Raw genomic sequence first — 18,358 nt, forward strand, 5'->3', positions numbered from 1 at the left:
GTGTGTTGGCTGAGCACCTCAGCCCTTGACGGCTCCCGCGGTGATGCCCGCGACGAAGTGCCGCTGCAGGAACGCGTACGCGATGATCATCGGCAGTGACGCGACCACCACGCCGGTGAACAGCAGCGGGTATTCGGTCAGGTATTCGCCCTGGAAGTCCAGCAATGCCAGGGGCAGGGTGCGTTTGTCCGGGTCGTCGATGAAGAGCAGCGGATAGAGCAGGTCGTTCCAGTGCATCACGATCAGGAAGATCGCGGTGGCGGCCATCGAGGGGTACGAGACCGGCACGGCGATCCTGGCGAACGACGCCCACGACCCCGCCCCGTCGATCTCGGCGGCCTCGAACAGTTCGCCGGGTAGCGTCCGCATGAACCCGGCCAGGATGAACACCGCCACCGGCAGCGTCACCACGATCTCCACCAGCATCAGCCCGGTCAGACTGTTGCGCAGCCCGAGGCGGTCGAACTGCACGTACTGCGGGATCATGATCGCCTGCGCGGGGACGGCCAGCCCGAGCGCGAAGATCCCGAAGAGGATCCGGGACGGCCACCGGGGCAGCCGGGCCACCGCGAAGGCGACCAGGCTGCCGAGCAGCAGGGTGGCCGGGACCGACACCAGCACGACCAGCACGCTGTTGCCCAGCACCCGCAGCAGGTCCTGCTTGGCCAGCACGGTCGTGTAGTTGTCCAATGTCGGATCGGTGGGCAGCCCGAACGGCGAGGCGAACAGTTCCGGCGTGGTCTTGAGGCTGCCGCCGACGATCACCACCAGCGGGACGACGATCAGCAGGGCGTAGATGCCCAGTACAACGCGTCTGGTCATCTGTGGGCCATCCTCGCGGCTCGGTTCTGCAGGATCGTGACGACCGCGATCACCACCATGAAGACGATCGACTCGGCGGCGGCGTACCCCAGATGGGAGTTCGCGAACGTCGTGTAGATCCGGGTGGCGAGCACGTCGAGGCTGGACCGGGGCGGATTGCCGGCCAGCCCGAGGATCAGGTCGAAGGCCTTGAACGACTGCAGTGTCGTGTACGCGATGACCAGCGCCGTGGCCGGTGCGACCATCGGCCAGGTGACGTGCCGGAACTGCTGCCAGCGTCCGGCGCCGTCGGTCCTCGCCGCCTCGTACAGTTCCGCCGGGATCTGGTTGATGCCGGCGATGTAGATGACCATCATCTGCCCGGCGTGGAACCAGATCTGCGCCACCGCGACCCAGAGGATCGCGGTGCCCTCCTCGCCGAGGTAGGCGGACTGGAACCGGCCCAGGCCGACCGCCTGCAGCAGGGTGTTGGCCAGGCCGAAGTTCGGGTCGTAGACGAACTTCCAGATGAACGCCACCGATACCGACGACAGCACGGTGGGCAGGAAGAACAGCGCCCGCAGCAGTGTCGACGACCGGCTGCGGGCGGCCAGCAGCACCGCGAGCAGCAGGGCCAGCAGGGTCTGCCCGACCACGACCACCAGCAGGAACTTGAGGTTGTTGGTGAGCGCGTTGCGGAACAGGTCGTCGTTGCTCACCACGTCGGTGAGGTTGGCGGCGCCCACCTCGGTGAAGGTGGGGCTGTACCCGTCCCAGTCGGTGGTGGCGTACCGCAGGCCCTGTACGGCGGGCAGCAGGAAGAACCCGCCGTACAGGGCCAGCGCCGGCGCGGCGAACAGATAGAGGCCCAGCCGGTTTCGTTTGATCATTTCTTCTGGTCGACGACCTTCTGTGCGGCCTCGGCGGCCTCTTCCGGGCTCTTGCCGCCGACGACCTGCACCGCCGCGTTCTCCACCGCGCCGCGGACGTCGAGGTTGCTGAACTGGAAGCGCGGGGCGAGGGCGGTCTTCTTGGTGAGCCAGGGCGCGAGGGCCTTGAGGTCGGCGTTGGTGTACTCGACGCCCTTGACCGTGACGTGCTGGGCGGTGCCGTTGGCGTAGACGCCGGCGACCGCGGGGTCGGACAGGTGCTCGAGCCAGGCCTGCGCGGCGGCCTGCTTGGTGGACTTGGCGTTGACGCCGAGGATGAAGGTCGCGTTGAACACGCCCTCGTACTTGGCCTTGTCGGCGGTGGTGGTGATCGGGGCGAGCAGGTCGATGCCGAAGGTGGCGCCGAGCTTGCGGACCCCGGCGACCTGGAACGAGCCGGTGGCGAGCAGGCCGGCCTTACCTTGGGCGAACAGGGCCAGGGCGGCGTCGGCGGAGGTGCCGGTGGAGCCGGTCTGGAAGTAGGGCGCGAGCTGCTGGTACTGCTTGAGGACGGTGAGGAACCAGTCGTCGGTGACCTTGGCCTCGCCGGTCTCGATCTTGCCGAGGGCGTCGTCGGTGGGGGCGTTGTTGACCACCATCACGTTGAGCAGCTGACCGGCGTTGGCCGCGTCACCGCCGGGCCAGGCGATCGGGCTGACGCCGAGGCCCTTGAACTTCTCCAGCAGGGCGAGGAACCCGTCCCAGTCCTTCGGCGCCTCGGTGTACCCGGCCTTGCTCAGCAGTTCGGTGTTGACCAGCGGGGTGTTGAAGACCAGCTGGTACGGGACGCCGAGCTGCTTGCCGCCGTCGGTGCCCGCGGTGATCAGGGCCGGCTCGTACCTGCCGAGCAGGGACTGTCCGGTGAGGTCGGTCCAGACGCCGGCCTTGGCGATCTCCAGGAACTGCGCGCCGCGGAACGCGGTGAACGCGTCGCCGACGCTGCCGCCGCGCAGCTTCTGCAGGGCGGTGCTCTGGTAGTCGTTGGACGGGGAGATGTCCTGCTGGACGGTGATCTTCGGGTTCTTCTTCTGGAAGTCCGTGATGATCTGGGCGAAGACCTCCTTGTCCTCGGCCCGCCAGTGGGCGAACGACAGGTCGCCTCCCGCTTCCTGTTGTGCGGCGGCGCCGGAGTCCCCGCCGCCGGGCCCGGCGCAGGCGGCCAGCAGGGAGGCGGCGCCCGCTCCGGCCGCGAGGCGCAGCATGTCGCGACGGCTGAATGACGACTTCATGAGGGTTCTCCAGGAGAGGAAGGGGTGGGAGCGAGGAGGCCGCGCCGTCGCAGCTCGGGCACCAGGCCCTCGCCGGCGTGGTACGCCTCCTCCAGGTGCGGGTAGCCGGAGAGGATGAACTCGTCGACGCCGAGCTCGTGGTATTCGGCGATCCGGTCGGCGACCTCGGTGTGGCTGCCGACCAGGGCGGTACCGGCGCCGGGGCGGACCAGGCCGACGCCGGCCCAGAGGTTGGGGGAGACCTCCAGGTTGTCGATCGAGCCGCCGTGCAGGGCGAGCATCCGCTGCTGGCCGACCGACTCGGCCTGGCGCAGGGACTGCTGGGCCTTCGCGATCTCCTCCGGGCTGAGGGCACTGAGCAGCGCGTTCGCCTCGGACCAGGCCTGCTCGGCGGTGTCGCGGGTGATGACGTGCAGCCGGATGCCGAACCGCAGGGTGCGCCCGGCGGCGGCCGCGCGCTCGCGGACCGCGGCGATCTTCTCGGCCACGGCGGCGGGTGGCTCGCCCCAGGTCAGGTAGGTGTCGACGTGCCGGGCGGCGACGTCGAGGGCGGGTAGTGAGGAGCCGCCGAAGTAGATCGGCGGCGGGGCGAACCGGCCCGGGGCGACCGCGCCGGCCACCCGGTAGTGCTCGCCCTCGAAGTCGTACGGCCCGGACCAGGCGCCACGCAGCACGCTGAGGAACTCGTCGGTGCGTTCGTAGCGCTGGTCGTGGTCCAGCCAGTCGCCGAAGCGCCGCTGCTCGGTGGCGTCGCTGCCGGTGACGATGTTGAGCATCAGCCGGCCGCCGGAGATCCGCTGGAACGTCGCGGCCATCTGGGCGGCCAGCGTGGGGGAGAGCGAGCCGGGGCGGAACGCGACCAGGAACCGCAGGGTCCGCGTCTCGCGGGCGATGGCGGCGGTGGTCAGCCAGGCGTCCTCGCACCACGTGCTGGTGGGGGTGAGGACGCCGGTGAATCCGTTGCGCTCGGCGGCACGGGCGACGTCCACCAGGTAGTCGATGTCGGCCTCGCGGACGGCGGCGGCGGACGAGGCGGTGTGCGTGCGGCGTCCACTGCGGTCGTCGTCGCCGACGATGGAACGACTGTCACCGGATGTGGGCAGGAACCAATGCAGGACCACGGGCATGGTCCAGGATATTTGCACAACTCCTATAGATCAACAAGGCGAGCTAGAGTATGTGCACGTGAACAGGCAATCCGTCACCGGGAGCTTCCCGCTGGATGGACATCTGGGTCAATCGATAGCGGGGGATTGTCGGAACTGTCCTTCGGCGCGGTCCAGACGGTGAACGCGAAGACCGTGCCGCCACCCTCATGCGGCTCCGCCTCGATGTGCCCGCCGTGGCGTTCCACGATCCGGCGGCAGATGGCCAGCCCCAACCCGGTCCCCGGCACCGCCACCCCGTTGCCGGCCCGGTGGAAACTGTCGAAGACCGCGGCGTGCTCGCCCTCCGGGATACCGATACCCCGGTCCGCCACCCGGATCAGCGCCTCGCCCCGACCGTCCACCCGCGCGGTGATCGTGATCCGCGGGCGCTCGTCCGCCGCGGTGTACTTGATGGCGTTGCCGATCAGATTGTCCAGCACCTGCCGCAGCAGCACCGGATCACCCCGCACCCAGGGCAGCGGACCGATCGCCAGCTCCGGCGCCGACTCCGTGCCCGGCGGCGCGTCGGCCCGGGCGGCCACCACGTCGTCGACCAGCGCCCGCAGGTCCACCTCCTCGATCCGCAGGGTGGCGTCGCGGGCCGCGGTGTAGTCGAGCAGTTCGGTGATCAGCCGCTGCATCCGGTCCGCCCCGCCGATCACCTTGTCCGCGCTGCGCAACGCCCGGTCCAGGAAGGCGGGCTGCCCCTTGCGCCCGGCCCACTCCTCGGTCGCCTTGTACCCCTCGGCCAGCCCCTCCAGGCACTCGGCGACCAGTTCGGCGTACCCGCGGACCGCGGTCAGCGGCGCCTTCAGGTCATGGGCCACCACCCCGGCGAACCCGCGCAGCTCGGTCTCGGCATGTTTGCGGGCGGTGATGTCGTGGAAGACCGCCACCGCACCCCGGCGGCCGGACGCGGTCTCGATCGGCCGGGCCGACACGCTGATCACCCGGCCCTCCGGGTACGCCTCGTTGCGCACCACGATCTCCACGTGGTCGCAGTTCTCCCCGCCCAGCGCCCGGGCCAGCGGCAACTCGTCGTCCGGGAACGGCGTGGCCCCGTCCAGCCGGAAGAACCCGTAGTGCGCCTGCCACGTGCCCATCCCGCCGTCGGCGTCCCGCCGTCCGACGATCCTCCGGGCGGCCGGGTTGACCAGCAGGAACCGGCCGTCCGGCCCGGCCACCGTCACGCCGTCGCTGATCCCGTCGAGCACGGTCCGCAGCAGGTCGGTCTGCCGCTGCGACTCGGCCTCCCCGGCGCGCAGCTCGGCGGTCGTCCCGCGGACCCGGGCGTGCGCGCGTTCCCGGTCGGTGGCGAGCACCCAGATCAGGGCGGTGAGCAGCAGGGTCAGGGCCAGCCCGCCGGCGCCGACCACGAGCGGGAGATCGGTGTGCGCGCCGGACAGGGACGCCGCGTGCGCCGCCAGTCGCAGGGTCCAGGTTCCGTCGGCGACCGGCACCGAGATCGTACGGTGCACATCGCGGAGGCCGGGTGTCGCGGCGCGCAACGCGGCGACGGTGGTCTCGGTCCGGTCCGTCCTGCTGGTCGCCGTCAGGCTCATGTCCAGCAGGCCCTGCCCGGCCGCGGCCATGGTGGCGCCCATGAAGTTCTGGCCGCGCACCCCCAGCATGATCCAGCCGGTGAACGTCTGCCCGGCGCCGGTGTAGACCGGGGCGGTCAGCACGAACGAGTTCTGCCGCCGGTCGGCGGGCAACACCCGGTCGATGATCAACTGGTACGGGGCCGAGACCGACGGCTGCCCGGTGCGGCGTGACTCGGTGAGGGTCGCCGCGGGCGCCTCGGCCAGCATCAGGTCGACGCCGCCCGGGGCGGGAAGGCCGTCCAGCGACGTTCCGAAGATCGAGTAGACCCGGTCGCCCGGCCCGTGCTCGACCAGTTCGAGGTCCGGCACGCCCCGTTCCCGCCAGCGTTGCTGCACCCGCGCGGCCGTGCCGTCGGGCACCGGCACCAGGAAGGCGATCGAGGTCGCCCCGGCCAGTTTCATGGTCCGCAGCGGCTGGGTGATCGCCGAGTACTCGGTGGCGGTGAGCGCCTCCTGCGCACCGGCCGCGGCCGCCGTGGTCCGCAGAGTGTCCAGGTACCGCCGGGTCTCCGAGCTGATCGCCGCGGCCGCGACCGTCGCGTTCCGGTCCATCCGTGCGTCGCCGGCGAGGGTCTCCCGATGGTCGAGCGAGGCGGCGATGCTCATGGTCACCACGACACCGGCCAGCGCGACGAGCGTGCTGACCACCGCGGCGCGACTTCGCTGCCTCCCCACGTTCTCCTATCGGATGGCGGCGCCGGTCGGCTGAGTGTCAGACCTCTGCTGCCGCTCGCTCGGCCTCCGCGCGGCGCAGTGCGCCGCGGGCGGTGATCTGTGCTTCGGTGACGGCCCGCTCCGCGCGGCCCCGGCCGCCGAAGGCGACGGCCCAGCGCACCAGCGAGCTGACCCGGTTGCGGCCCTTCGGCAGGTACGCCCAGTGCACGCCCAGCCAGAGCAGCCAGCCGGCCAGTCCACTCAGCCGCAGGCCGCGCAGGTCGGCGACGGCCGAGAACCGCGCGACGGTGGCGATGTTGCCCTTGTCGAAGTAGCGGAAGGGCCGGCCGTCCGGCTTGCCGGCCAGCCGGCGGCGGATCGTGGCACCGGCATGGCGCCCGCCCTGGATCGAGACCTGGGCGACGCCGGGCAGGCCGTCGACACTGGCCAGGTCACCGACCACGAAGATCTCCGGGTGGCCGGGGACGGTCAGGTCCGGCGCGACCCGGACGCGTCCGGTGCGGTCGGTCGCAGCGCCGGTGGCCTCGGCGATCCGGCGGGCCAGCGGGGCGGCCGCGACACCGGCGCTCCAGATCTTGGTCATCGCCGGGAGGCGTTCGGTGTCGTCGCCGGCCAGGATCTCGACGCCGGTGGCGTCCACGTCGGTGACCCGCGCGCCCAGCCGTACCTCGACGCCGATCTTGCGGAGTCGTTGCGCGGCGCTCGCCGACGACCGCGGCGAGAAGGTGGGCAACACCCGGTCGACGGCGTCCAGCAGGACGATCCGGGCCTGGCGTGGGTCGATCCGGCGGTACTCGCCGGGCAGTGTGCGGTGCGCGATCTCGGCGATCTGACCGGCCAGTTCGACGCCGGTCGGCCCGGCGCCGACGATCACGAAGGTCATCCAGCGGGAGGCGGCCGCGGGGTCGGTCTCCAGTTCGGCCCGCTCGAACGCGGTGAGGATGCGGGCGCGCAGCTCGACCGCGTCGTCCAGGGTCTTCAGGCCGGGGGCGTGCTCGGCGAACCGGTCGTTGCCGAAGTACGACTGCCCGGTCCCGGCCGCCACGATCAGAGTGTCGTAGGGGACCTGGTATGCGACACCGTCCGCGGCGTTCGCGGTGACGGTCCGCGCCACGACGTCGATGTCGGTCACCCAGCCGAGCAGCACCTCGGCGTTGCGCTGGCGACGGAACATCTCCCGGACCGGGGTGGCGATCTCGCCGGGCGAGAGCACGCCGGTCGCGACCTGGTAGATCAGCGGTTCGAAGACGTGGTGGTTGGTCCCGTTGAGGACGGTGACGTGCGCCGGCGCGTTCTTCAGTGCCCGGACGGCGTACCGCCCGCCGAAGCCCGCGCCGACGACGACGACCCTGTGCTCGGTCATGTGGCCTCACGCTCCTTGTTCCGTCCAGTACAACGGTTCAGGGCAGGCCACACATCCCTCCTGAGCTGGGATGATGATCACCGATATGTGGTGTCACATTTCCCGGCGCTCCTTCGTCTGCTGTTTTTTACTGGACGACGAACAGCAGGCGGTTCGGCGAGCCGGTACCCGGGCTGGTCACCACGTTGGGCGTGGCGTTGGTGGTCAGCGCCGACGCGACCTGCGCCGGGGTGTAGGAGGTGTTGCGCGACAGCACCAGAGCCGCGGCCCCGGCGACGTGCGGCGACGCCATCGAGGTGCCGCTGATGGTGTTGGTGGCGGTGTTGCTGGAGTACCAGTCCGAGGTGATCGAGGTGCCCGGCGCGAAGATGTCCAGGCAGCTGCCGTAGTTGGAGTAGCTGGCCCGGGCGTCGGTGTTGGTGGTCGCGCCGACCGTGATGGCGGTCGGCACGCGGGCCGGCGAGTAGCTGCAGGCGTTGGCGTTGTTGTTGCCGGCCGCGACGGCGTAGGTGACACCCGAGGAGATCGAGCTCGCGACCGCGTTGTCGATGGCGGTGCTGGCGCCGCCGCCCAGGCTCATGTTGGCGACCGCCGGCTTGACCGCGTTCGAGGTGACCCAGTTGATGCCGGCCACCACACCGGCCGTGGTGCCGCTGCCGGAGCAGTTGAGCACCCGGACACCGACCAGCTTGACGGCCTTGGCCACACCGTACGTGGTGCCGCCGACCGTGCCCGCCACGTGGGTGCCGTGGCCGTTGCAGTCGACGCCGCCGGTGCCGACCGCGTCGTACCCGAAGGTGGCCCGTCCGCCGAAGTCGTTGTGGGTGTACCTGATGCCGGTGTCGATGATGTAGGCGGTCACGTTGGATGCGGTGACCGGGTACGTGTACGTGGTGCTCAGCGGCCGTGCCCGCTGGTCGATCCGGTCCAGCCCCCACGTCGCGTTCGACTGGGTGGCGTTCAGCCGGACCACCTGGTTCTGCTCCACGTACGCGACGTCGGTGTCGGCGGCGAGCCGCTTCGCCTGGGTCTCGCTCATGGTGGCCTCGAAGCCGTTGAGCGCCGTGCCGAAGCTGCGTCTGACCGCGGCGCCGTACGCCTGGCTGACCTCGGCCTGCTGGGCGCCGGACTTGAGGACCACGATGTAGCTGCCCGGGATCGCGTCCGCGCTGCCGGCGAACCGGATCTGTCCGGTCGCCGGTGCGGCCACCGCGGGGTTCGCCGCGGCCAGGACGGCTGCTGCCGCCACCAGTCCGGCGGCGAGTTGTCGTCGAGTCGCCATGCTCATTCCTCTCCCACGCCTGTAACTATCGATGGGCATGAGCGTATGAGCTGCGGAGATCGTCTTTAAGATATCGAAACAGATATATCAATGACCGGGTATCGGGCCGGATGTTCAGCGGAGCGCCGTCCGTGCCGATGTGAAGGTGAGAAGGGCGGTTCCAGCTGTCGAGGCGGTGCGATGAGTAGTCGGTTGTCCGTTCCCAGCACACTGGTCTTCGCGCCCCTTTACCTGGTGACGGTCCTGGCCGGCCAGCAGACCGTGCTGGACTCGATCGGCGAACCGATGATCTGGCCAGCGGCCGGGGTGGCCGCCGTCTGGCTGGTCGTCCGCGACGACGCCCGCGGCCGCTGGCTGGACATCCCGATCCTCGGCGTCCTCACCGTCGCCGGTCTCGCCGTCACCGGCATGAGCCCGGGCATGGCCGCGCTGCACGGTGTCACCGCCGTGGTCTTCGCGATGGTCTTCGCCGTCGCGGCCGGCCGCTGGCTGCCCGGCCTCTGGGGCGGCGACCAGCTCAGCGGCGGCGGCCGTCCGCTGACCCAGCTCGGCGAACTCTGGGGTCTGGTGCTCTCCGCCGTGCTCGCCTCGCTGGCCTCCACGGTCCTGGAGGTCGGCGGCGAAACCCTGGCCTCCGGGGAGTTCTCCGCCAGCGCGGCCTTCGTCGTCGCCTCCCGGGACGTGGGCGCCGTACTCATCTTCGGCGTCGCCGCGCGGCGCCTCGGCTTCCTGGCCAACGGCCACTGGCGGCGGGTCACCAACAGCCGGCTCGGCCTGGAGTGCATCGCCGTCTTCGGCGTCTCGGTGCCGTCCTACTACTACATCTTCGGCGTCAACCACACCGTGCCGATCGGCTTCATCCTGCTGCCGCTCACCGTGTGGGCCGCGGTCCGCCTGCCCACCACCCTCACCATCCTGCACACCATGGTCTTCACCTGTATCGCCGGGATCTCCACCCTGTCCGGGCGGGGACCGTTCGTGGTGGTCGCCGACGAGGGCACCCGGGCCTTCGTCGTCCAGCTGTACGTCGGCGTGCTCGCCGTGGTCGGCCTGGTGATCGCGCTGGCCCGCGACGAACGCGAGGCGCTGATCCGCAAGATGAGCTCCTCCGAGGAGGAGGCCACCGAGAAGGCCGGGCTGATGACCACCATCGTCAACTCGATGACCGAGGGCCTGGCCATCCTCGACCCGGCCGGCAAGCTGATCCTGCGCAACCCGGCCGGCGGGCGGATCCTCGGCAACCTCAACACCGTCGCCGGCGGTGGATCACCCGGCACCGACCACGGCTTCTTCCACCCGGACGGCACCCCGCTCAAGGACGACGAGCTCCCGTACGCGCGGGCGCTCGCCGGCGAGGACGTCGAACCGATGGACATCATGATCCGCAACTCGGCGGCGCCGGAAGGCCGGATCGTCCGGTTCAACGTGGCCCGGATCGCCGTGCACACCGGCGGCGCCCAGCACGTGGTGGTGGTCTTCCACGACGTCACCACCGACCGCCGGCACCGCGACGAGCTGATGTCGTTCGCCGGCCGGGTCGCCCACGACCTGCTCAACCCGCTCACCACCATCGAGGGCTGGGCCGAGGTGCTCGAACAGGAACTGGCCGGCTACAAACCGGCCGAGCGGGTCAACCGGATCCAGCGGGCTGCGGCCCGGATGCGGACGTTCCTGAACGGGCTGCTCGCGTACACCGCGGCCCGCGACGGCAAACTCATCCTCACCACGGTCAACCTCGCACTGATGGTCGGCGACATCGTCAACAGCCGCCTCGACCAGGCCGACAGCGCCGGCACCGCCCCGCCGTCGTTCGAGGTCGGCCAGCTCGACCCGGTCGAGGCCGACCCGGTCCTGATCCGGCAACTGCTGGAGAACCTGATCGACAACGCCCTCGCCCTGGTCCCGCCGGGCGTCGGCGCGTACGTGAGCATCTCCTCCCAGCAGGCCCCGAACGGCATGCTGCGCATCGACGTGCTGGACAACGGCGTCGGCCTCCCGGAGAACGCCCGCCGGGAGATCTTCACCAACTTCCACCGAGGCGAAGGCATGAGCACCGGCGGCGGCAACGGGCTGGAGCTGGCGATCTGCAAACGGATCGTGGACCGGCACGGCGGCGCCATCGAGGCGATGGCGAACCCGTACGGCAGCGGCACCCGGATGTCGTTCACCCTGCCGGCGGGCCGGTCCGCGTACGCGAGAGCACTCGGTGCGCAGCGCGTCACCCCGGTGCGATGAACCAGACGGGGGAACGCCGGCGCCTCGCGGCCCTGGCCGGGTACCGGGTGATGGACACGCCCGCCGAACCGGACTTCGACGACATCGTGACGCTCGCCGCGCAGGTCTGCGGCACCCCGATGGCCATGATCAGCCTGGTGGACGCCGACCGGCAGTGGTTCAAGGCCCGGATCGGCACGGACGTCACCGAGACCCCGCGGTCGTCCTCGCTCTGTGCCCTCGCCATGTACGCCGACGGCGTCACCCACGTGCCGGACGCCCGCCTCGACCCCCGCTTCGCCCGCAGCCCGCTGGTCACCGGCGCCCCCGGCATCCGCCTCTACGCCGGTGCGCCGCTCGCCGACCCGGAGGGCCGCCCCCTCGGCACCCTCTGCGTCGCCGACCACGAACCCCGCGAACTGACCGAGGCCCAGCAGAACGGCCTGCGCGCCCTCTCCCGGCACGTCGTCTCCCAGCTCGAACTGCGCCGCTACGCCCGGGACATGCGCGAACTCAACGAGCGCCTCCGCGACGCCGAACGGATCAAGGACGAGTTCCTCTCCCGGGTCACCCACGAACTGCGCACCCCGCTCAGCTCGATCCACGGATACCTCGAGGTGCTCGACGACCCGGACCTGTCCAGCACCGCCCGCGCCGGCTTCCTGGAACGCATCCAGCGCAACTCCGACCGGCTGATCACCCTGGTCGACGACATGCTGCTGGCCGCCCGGCTCAGTGGCGAACACGGCGGTTTCGACCGGCACCCGGCCGACCTGGCACTGCTGGTCACCGCGGTGGCCACCCAGAACCGGCCGCTGGCCGAGGCGAAAGGCCTGACCGTCACCGCCGAGGCGGAACAGACGGGCCTGTTCGCCGGCGTCGACCTGACCCGGCTCACCCAGGCCCTCGACCGGCTCGTCCTCAACGCGGTCAAGTTCACCGCCCACGGCGGCATCCGGATCACCGCGGGCCGCCGCGGCGACCGGGTCGAGGTGCGGGTCGCGGACACCGGCATCGGGATCGGCCGGGCCGACCGGGAGCGCGTGCTGCAGCCGTTCCGGCGCGCCGCGGAAGCGGAGAAGGCCGAGGTCCCCGGGGTGGGACTGGGCCTGACCATCGTCAAGGCGATCGTCGAGGGACACGACGGCGCCCTGCGGGTGGAGAGTCTCTCCGGTCAGGGCACCACGATCGTCGTCGAGCTTCCGGCCCTCTGACTCACGGGGCGTCTCCTATCAGATCCAGGACGCCGATGATCAGCGTTGCGGTCGTCGACCGGTCCAGGTGCCGGTCCTGCCAGTCCCGGTCGCGCAGCCCGGACAGCACCCCGTCGAGAGTGCCCCGCACGGTGCGCAACGTGGCCGGCGAGAGCAACACCGCGGCGGTGCCGTCGTCGTGTGCCGCCCGGGCGGCCGCCCCCACCGCGACCAGGGCGGCGGCAGCACCGTTCAGGACCTGGGCCACCAGCAGGCGATCACGATCGAGATTGAACGCGGTGATGTGTACGGCCATGCCGAGCGCCGTGATCACCCGGCCGGTCTCGTCGCCACTGAGCACGGCCGGCATCGTGGCGGCGTCCTCCTCGGCGGCGTCCACCGGCGTACAGAACCCGGTGATCAGCTCATCGGCGACCGCGACCGGAACCCGCAGGACACCCGGGTCCACGCCGGGGAACCGGGCACCCAGCGCCGCCGCCAGCGCGTCCCGGACGAGGTACTCCGGCACCACCCGGTCCTGTTCGGCGAGGCGCCGCAGGATCGCGCCGGTCAGGTCGTCGATGCTCATCGGTGGCGTCGTGATCGGCCCGCTCGTCAGACCGTGCCGGGCAGGCTGATCCGGGCAGTGGACCCGCCTGGCGTACTCGTCACGGTCAGCGTCCCGTCGTGCGTCTCGACGATGTTGCGCGCGATGGTCAGACCCAGACCCACCCCCGGCACCGCATGCTCGCGGGCATGGGCACCCCGGAAGAACCGGTCGAAGACGTACGGCATCTCGTCCGGCGGAATGCCGATCCCGTGATCGTTCACCTCGACGGACGGCCGGCGCCCACCCTGCACCGCGATCAGCACCTGCCGGTCGACCGGGGTGAACAGCAGCGCGTTCCGCAGGATCTGCTCGACCGCGTGCGCCAGCCGGGTCAGATCGGCGCGGATCGGCACGTGATCCACGGCGTGCACCTCCACCGAGGCGGGACGCTGCGAGATCAGCGGACGGCAGGCGTTGACCGCGGCCGCCACCACGGTGACCAGGTCGACCGTGCCGACGTGATCCGGGATCGGGGCGCCGGCCGGCCGGGTGCCCGCCAGGATGTGGTCGACCATCGCCACCAGCCGCTGCCCGTTGCGGTGGATCGGCTCGATCAGCCGCCGGTACGGCGCCAGGTCGTCCTGGTCGCCCAGCAACTCCAGGTAACCCTGGATCGAGGCGACCGGGGTCCGCAGCTCATGGGTGATCGTGGCGACCAGGTCGTCCTCCCGCTGCGAGGCGCGGGCCAGCTCGTCGCCGAGATCCGACATCCGCATCCGGGTCCGGATCGCGGTCATGTGCGTGGCGGCCTGCCCGGCGAACGCGACCAGATTCTCCACCTGCCGGTCGGTGACGTCCCGCGGCTTGTCGTCGATGACGCAGAGGGCGCCCAGGGTGTACCCGTCCTCGTCGATGATCGGCGCACCGGCGTAGAACCGGATCCCGGGCTGCCCCACCACGTTGCTGTACGTCGCGAACCGCTGATCCCGCGTCGCATCCGGCACGATCAACGGCTGCGCCTGCGGGACCACATGCGCGCAGAACGACACGTCGAGCTGGGTCTGCGGCTCACCCAGCCCGACACTGCCGGCGAACCACTGCCGGTCCCGGTCGACCAGCGACACCGCGGCCATCGGGGTGTCGAACATCGACGAGGCGAGCCGGGTCAGGTCGTCCAGCACCGCGGGTTTCGGCCGGTCGAGCAGCCGGTACGACTGCAGAGCGGAGAGCCTCGCCTGCTCGTCGCGCTCGGATCCGCTCCCCTGGGTGCCGTCCACGTCAGTTCATCGGCCCGCCACCTGCACACTTGAGTGAACGGATGACGAGAAAGGCACCGAGGCCCGTGTGGGCCCCGGTGCCTTCGCCCGGTGTTTTCGTGCCGTGTTTCAGTGCGGTGCTTCCATGTCGTGCTTCAGTGCGGTGCTTTCGCCCGGTGTTTTCGTGCCGTGCTTTCGTGCCGTGCTTTCGTTTGCCGGCGGAACGTCAGCTGACCGCGGCCCGGCGGGCGGTGTACTCACCGGTGCGCTGACCACCCGGGTACGGGACGATGCTGTCGGCCTGCTGGTCCTCGTACGACTCGGCCCAGCGACGGTTGCCGGCCGCCTCCATCGGGTCGTCGTAACCGCCGCGGCTGTGGAAACGCTGCCCGTACTCCATCATCCCGTCGACGAGCCGGTCCACGTCGGCGGCGGGACGCACCACGAGACGCATGAACTGGCTGGTCATGCCGAGCTTGTTGCCGCATTCGCGGGTCATGATGCCGTGGTTGGCGACCAGGTAGTCGCGCAGCGCCACGCCGGACCACTCGTTCGGCAGCTTCACCAGGAAGAAGTTGCCCTGCGACGGGAAGACCGTCAGGCCCTGGATCCGGTTCAGCTCCCGGCCCATCGACCGGCGGTCCCGGCTGAGCAGGCGCAGGCTCTCCTCGTACTCCATCTCGTGGTCGGAAATCATGTGGACGACCTTCTCCGCGAGGGAGTTGAGGTTCCACTTCGGCAGCATCTTCGCGATCTTGCCGGAGATCGCCGGGTTGGCCAGCATGTATCCGAATCGGATGCCGTGCAGGCCGAAGTTCTTGCCCAGGCTCTTGAGCACCACGGCGTTCGGGCGGATCACCGCGTCCGGGCCCACCGACGGGTACCGTTCGGCGTCCGAGAAGTCGATGAACGACTCGTCGACGACGACCAGGTCCAGGTCGCTGAGCGCGTCCATGAACCGGATGACGTCCCGCCGCGGGATGTAGTGCCCGTCCGGGTTGTTGACGTTGCAGACCACCGCGACGCGGGACTTGCGCTCCCGGATGAACTGGACGTACTCCTCGAGGTCGAGGCGGAACCCGTCCCGCTCCTGCAGCGGGAACATGTCGACCCGCTTGCCGGTCTCCATCGGCTGGTCGGTCCACCGGCCGAACGTCGGGATCGGGATCGCGACGCTCTCCTTGATCAGGAGGTGGTCGATCCAGGTGATCAGCTCGGTCGAGCCGTTCGCCATGGCGACCGTCTGCGGGTGCAGGCCCAGCACGCTGGCGAGCTTCTTGGTGATCGACGCCGAGTCGCTGGGGTAGTACTTCAATATGCTCTTCAGATCCCGTGAGAGCTCGTCGAACATCTCCGGTGTCGGGAAGTACGGGTTGCACGGAATGCAGAAGTCGACGATCTCCGCACCCTCGCCGGCCGCTCGGGCCAGGTCGAAGTACGAGGCGCTGTGCGCACCCTTGTGCAGGATAGACGTATCGATTCCCGTCCGTGCCACGGTGATCCTCCCGAACCCTCGGTGACGTTGCACCCCCCAGTACGGGTATGGAAGTGGATTCGTTCAGCCTTATCGACCCTGCTTTCCCAGCAACTTGTCAGAATGGCTCGTACGCTGGGAATACTCCGTTGGGTGACGGCGCTCCGGCCGCTCCCGCGCCACCAATGATCAACTTTTTCGTTCTCCCGGTGAGCGCGCTGGGCGGTTCTCCCGGTGAACACGTCGGGCGGCAAGTACCGGTGAGCATGCCGGGCGGAAGTCCCGGTGGACGCGTCAGGCGGGAGGAGGATGTCATGCGAGAGATGATCCGGGTGGCGCTGACCACGGTGGTGGTGTCCGGCGCGGTGGCCACCGCGAGCCCCGCCCACGCGACACCCGGGCACGGGGTGACCACCCGCGAGGTCTGGCACTGGACCGTCGACGACACCGCGTACACCCTGCGCGAGATCACCATCGGCCCCGGCGGCGCCACCGGCTGGCACCACCACCCCGGCCTGGTCTTCGCCACCATCCGCAGCGGCACCCTGACCCACGTCCTCGCGGACTGCGAGATCAACCGCTACCGCACCGGTGACAGCCTGATGGAGGACCCCGACGATCCCCGCTCCCACACCGGCGAGAACCGCGGCAGCACCCCGCTCGTGATGGACGTCGTCTACGCCACCCCCGCCGGCAAGCCCCTGTCGACAGACGCCCCCGCCGCCGACTGCTGACCCGGGCGTCGGACACGGCTTGTCGCTTCCGGTCCGAGCCCGGCATGCCTTCAACTGCCTGGCCCAGCCCTCACCTGTTCACGCGAGGGCTGGGCCAGGCAGTGTCCAACACCCCTGTCCTGGGCCGCCCTGTCTTGGGCCGTCCTGTCTTGGGCCGTCCTGTCTCGGGCTACCGCCGAGTGTCACGTCGCCGGGCGCTGGCTCCGTCGGCGGGTCAGCGTTTGTGCTGCTCGGCCCACTCCAGGGCCTTGTCGGCGACGGCCTCCCAGCCGGGCTCGGCGCAGGTCCAGTGCGAGCGGCCGGGGAACTCGTGGTACTCCGTCAGGGCGGCGGACTTGTGGTACTTCTTTGCGTTCGACTTGTTCACCGAGGCGGGCATGATGTGGTCGGCGCCGCCCGCGATGAAGAGCAGCGGGGCCCGGTCGTCGTTGTCGTAGTCGACCCACGTCTCCTGATGGCCGGGCTTGAAGTTGGCGATCAGACCGTAGGCCCAGATCCAGTTGCCGGGGGCCGGGATCGCATACTGCGCCCACGCCTTGTCGGAGTCCTCCCGGCTGAGCGTGTTGGCGAACGCGTAGTGGAACTCCTCCGGGGTGAAACCGACCGCCTTGTGGAAGTTCGCCGGGTTCTTCAGCGCCGGGAACAACGACCGCACCTGCGAGAGCGGCGTGACGTGCACGCCCTCGGTCGGCGCCGAGTCGATGACCACGCCGGCGCTGCCCAGGCCCCGGGCGAGCAGCAACTGGGTGAGGGTGCCGCCGAACGAGTGTCCGATGATGATCGGCGCCTCGTCGAGGGACGCGATGACGCCGCCTAGGTGATCGACGGTGGCCGGAACGGTCAGGTCGGCGATCACCTCGGGCTTCTCCCGGAGCGCCTCGACCTCGATCTCGAAGCCGGGGTAGGCCGGGGTGATCACCCGGTGGCCGCGCGCCTCGAGGTAGGGCACCCAGGACTCCCAGGAGCGCGGGGTCATCCAGAGGCCGTGGACCAGAACGATGGTGCTCATCAGTGTGTCTCCTCGCGACGCAGGAAGGCCAGGAGGTCGGCGCCGAGCCGCTCCTTGTGGGTGTCGGTGATGCCGTGCGGTGCTCCGGCGTAGACCTTGAGCTCGGCGTCCTTGATCCGGGCGGCGGACGCGCTGCCGCCGACGGAGAACGGCACGACCTGGTCGTCGTCGCCGTGGATGACGAGCGTGGGCACGTCGAAGCTGTCCAGGTCACCGCGGAAGTCGGTGGCGGAGAAGGCGGCGATGCACTCGTAGGCGTTGCGGTGCCCGGACGCCATGCTCTGCAGCCAGAACGCGTCCCGGATGCCCTCGGACACGTCGGCGCCGGGCCTGTTGTTGCCGAAGAACGGCCCGTCGGCGAGGTCGTGGTAGAGCTGGGACCGGTCGGTGACCGACCCGGCCCGGATGTCGTCGAACACCTCCACCGGCACGCCACCCGGGTTGTCGTCGGTGCGCAGCATGAACGGCGGCACGGCCGACACCAGCACGATCCCGGCGACCCGCCCGGTGCCGTGCCGGCCGACGTAGCGGGACACCTCCCCGCCGCCGGTGGAGAACCCGACCAGGGTGAGGTCCCGCAGGTCGAGCGCGTCGATCAGGGTGGCCAGATCGTCGGCGTACGTGTCCATGTCGTTGCCGTGCCACGTCTGGTCGGACCGCCCGTGCCCGCGCCGGTCGTGCGCTATCACCCGGTGGCCGTGCTCGGCCAGGAAGAGCGCCTGCGCCTCCCAGCTGTCCGCGTTCAGCGGCCAGCCGTGGCTGAGCAGCACCGGCGGCCCGCTGCCCCAGTCCTTGTAGAAGATCCGCGCGCCGTCCGCGGCGGTCACGAAGCCCATGATTCCCCTTCGGAGATCGAGTCAGCCCGTTCGTCCTGCGGGCTCGATGCTCCTCCGAAAT

General features: G+C 70.3%; 15 protein-coding genes. 3 read left to right on the forward strand and 12 right to left on the reverse strand.

Annotated features, from left to right (window positions below):
* Window positions 1-18: 18 nt before the first annotated feature.
* From WH85_RS00080 to WH85_RS00110, 7 genes are all read right to left on the reverse strand, one after another.
* On the reverse strand, window positions 19-822 hold the full coding sequence (locus WH85_RS00080; RefSeq protein ID WP_045739523.1) for a carbohydrate ABC transporter permease: 804 nt from the start codon (window positions 820-822) through the stop codon (window positions 19-21).
* Window positions 819-1,691, reverse strand: a complete 873-nt coding sequence (locus WH85_RS00085) for a carbohydrate ABC transporter permease (protein ID WP_045739524.1) — start codon at window positions 1,689-1,691, stop codon at window positions 819-821. The genes WH85_RS00080 and WH85_RS00085 overlap by 4 nt, the downstream gene beginning before the upstream one ends.
* Window positions 1,688-2,959 carry an ABC transporter substrate-binding protein gene (locus tag WH85_RS00090; RefSeq protein WP_052720017.1) on the reverse strand — a complete coding sequence of 424 codons (1,272 nt, stop codon included), beginning with the start codon at window positions 2,957-2,959 and terminating at the stop codon, window positions 1,688-1,690. The genes WH85_RS00085 and WH85_RS00090 overlap by 4 nt, the downstream gene beginning before the upstream one ends.
* Window positions 2,956-4,086 (reverse strand): LLM class flavin-dependent oxidoreductase, encoded by a 1,131-nt coding sequence (locus WH85_RS00095; RefSeq protein ID WP_045739526.1) that lies wholly within the window; start codon window positions 4,084-4,086, stop codon window positions 2,956-2,958. Before WH85_RS00095 ends, WH85_RS00090 begins: the two co-directional genes overlap by 4 nt.
* Window positions 4,087-4,160: 74 nt before the next feature.
* Window positions 4,161-6,386, reverse strand: coding sequence for an ATP-binding protein (locus WH85_RS00100; protein WP_045739527.1), 2,226 nt, complete (start codon window positions 6,384-6,386; stop codon window positions 4,161-4,163).
* Between the two features lie 37 nt (window positions 6,387-6,423).
* Complete coding sequence (locus WH85_RS00105) at window positions 6,424-7,749, reverse strand: NAD(P)/FAD-dependent oxidoreductase (protein WP_045739528.1); 1,326 nt, start codon at window positions 7,747-7,749, stop codon at window positions 6,424-6,426.
* A gap of 127 nt (window positions 7,750-7,876) precedes the next feature.
* On the reverse strand, window positions 7,877-9,031 hold the full coding sequence (locus tag WH85_RS00110; RefSeq protein ID WP_045739700.1) for a S8 family peptidase: 1,155 nt from the start codon (window positions 9,029-9,031) through the stop codon (window positions 7,877-7,879).
* Window positions 9,032-9,211: 180 nt separating this feature from the next.
* Between WH85_RS00110 and WH85_RS00115 the strand changes: the two genes are divergently transcribed.
* A complete protein-coding gene (locus tag WH85_RS00115; protein WP_045739529.1) occupies window positions 9,212-11,266 on the forward strand; it encodes an ATP-binding protein in 2,055 nt (684 codons plus the stop codon).
* Window positions 11,263-12,459 carry a GAF domain-containing sensor histidine kinase gene (locus WH85_RS00120; RefSeq protein WP_045739530.1) on the forward strand — a complete coding sequence of 399 codons (1,197 nt, stop codon included), beginning with the start codon at window positions 11,263-11,265 and terminating at the stop codon, window positions 12,457-12,459. The genes WH85_RS00115 and WH85_RS00120 overlap by 4 nt, the downstream gene beginning before the upstream one ends.
* Window position 12,460: 1 nt before the next feature.
* Here the strand turns inward: WH85_RS00120 and WH85_RS00125 are convergent, their stop codons facing one another.
* From WH85_RS00125 to WH85_RS00135, 3 genes are all read right to left on the reverse strand, one after another.
* The gene (locus WH85_RS00125; RefSeq protein ID WP_045739531.1) at window positions 12,461-13,027 is read right to left on the reverse strand and encodes a hypothetical protein; all 567 of its coding nucleotides are present in this window, start codon (window positions 13,025-13,027) and stop codon (window positions 12,461-12,463) included.
* Between the two features lie 26 nt (window positions 13,028-13,053).
* Window positions 13,054-14,265, reverse strand: a complete 1,212-nt coding sequence (locus WH85_RS00130; RefSeq protein ID WP_045739532.1) for a GAF domain-containing sensor histidine kinase — start codon at window positions 14,263-14,265, stop codon at window positions 13,054-13,056.
* A 205-nt stretch (window positions 14,266-14,470) separates the two neighbouring features.
* Complete coding sequence (locus WH85_RS00135) at window positions 14,471-15,739, reverse strand: pyridoxal phosphate-dependent aminotransferase (protein WP_045739533.1); 1,269 nt, start codon at window positions 15,737-15,739, stop codon at window positions 14,471-14,473.
* A gap of 293 nt (window positions 15,740-16,032) precedes the next feature.
* On the opposite strand from WH85_RS00135, the gene WH85_RS00140 reads away from it, so the two are divergent.
* Window positions 16,033-16,452: a cupin domain-containing protein gene (locus WH85_RS00140; RefSeq protein ID WP_045739534.1), complete on the forward strand. Its 420-nt coding sequence runs from the start codon at window positions 16,033-16,035 to the stop codon at window positions 16,450-16,452.
* A gap of 214 nt (window positions 16,453-16,666) precedes the next feature.
* On the opposite strand, the gene WH85_RS00145 is transcribed toward WH85_RS00140, so the two are convergent.
* Both WH85_RS00145 and WH85_RS00150 read right to left on the reverse strand, forming a co-directional pair.
* Window positions 16,667-17,461, reverse strand: a complete 795-nt coding sequence (locus WH85_RS00145) for an alpha/beta hydrolase (protein ID WP_045739535.1) — start codon at window positions 17,459-17,461, stop codon at window positions 16,667-16,669.
* A complete protein-coding gene (locus tag WH85_RS00150) occupies window positions 17,461-18,297 on the reverse strand; it encodes an alpha/beta fold hydrolase (RefSeq protein ID WP_045739536.1) in 837 nt (278 codons plus the stop codon). Before WH85_RS00150 ends, WH85_RS00145 begins: the two co-directional genes overlap by 1 nt.
* Window positions 18,298-18,358 lie beyond the last annotated feature (61 nt).

This window comes from Actinoplanes rectilineatus, from assembly GCF_000962825.1.
GTDB classification, from domain to species: domain Bacteria; phylum Actinomycetota; class Actinomycetes; order Mycobacteriales; family Micromonosporaceae; genus Actinoplanes; species Actinoplanes rectilineatus.

Excerpts from the sequence above, each read along its gene's own strand:
- WH85_RS00120 (WP_045739530.1), top strand. The coding sequence starts at position 11,263 with ATGAACCAGACGGGGGAACGCCGGCGCCTCGCGGCCCTGGCCGGGTAC.
- WH85_RS00115 (WP_045739529.1), top strand. The coding sequence starts at position 9,212 with ATGAGTAGTCGGTTGTCCGTTCCCAGCACACTGGTCTTCGCGCCCCTT.
- WH85_RS00145 (WP_045739535.1), bottom strand. The coding sequence starts at position 17,461 with ATGAGCACCATCGTTCTGGTCCACGGCCTCTGGATGACCCCGCGCTCC.
- WH85_RS00105 (WP_045739528.1), bottom strand. The coding sequence starts at position 7,749 with ATGACCGAGCACAGGGTCGTCGTCGTCGGCGCGGGCTTCGGCGGGCGG.
- WH85_RS00150 (WP_045739536.1), bottom strand. The coding sequence starts at position 18,297 with ATGGGCTTCGTGACCGCCGCGGACGGCGCGCGGATCTTCTACAAGGAC.
- WH85_RS00080 (WP_045739523.1), bottom strand. The coding sequence starts at position 822 with ATGACCAGACGCGTTGTACTGGGCATCTACGCCCTGCTGATCGTCGTC.
- WH85_RS00125 (WP_045739531.1), bottom strand. The coding sequence starts at position 13,027 with ATGAGCATCGACGACCTGACCGGCGCGATCCTGCGGCGCCTCGCCGAA.
- WH85_RS00085 (WP_045739524.1), bottom strand. The coding sequence starts at position 1,691 with ATGATCAAACGAAACCGGCTGGGCCTCTATCTGTTCGCCGCGCCGGCG.
- WH85_RS00140 (WP_045739534.1), top strand. The coding sequence starts at position 16,033 with ATGCGAGAGATGATCCGGGTGGCGCTGACCACGGTGGTGGTGTCCGGC.
- WH85_RS00095 (WP_045739526.1), bottom strand. The coding sequence starts at position 4,086 with ATGCCCGTGGTCCTGCATTGGTTCCTGCCCACATCCGGTGACAGTCGT.
- WH85_RS00090 (WP_052720017.1), bottom strand. The coding sequence starts at position 2,959 with ATGAAGTCGTCATTCAGCCGTCGCGACATGCTGCGCCTCGCGGCCGGA.
- WH85_RS00110 (WP_045739700.1), bottom strand. The coding sequence starts at position 9,031 with ATGGCGACTCGACGACAACTCGCCGCCGGACTGGTGGCGGCAGCAGCC.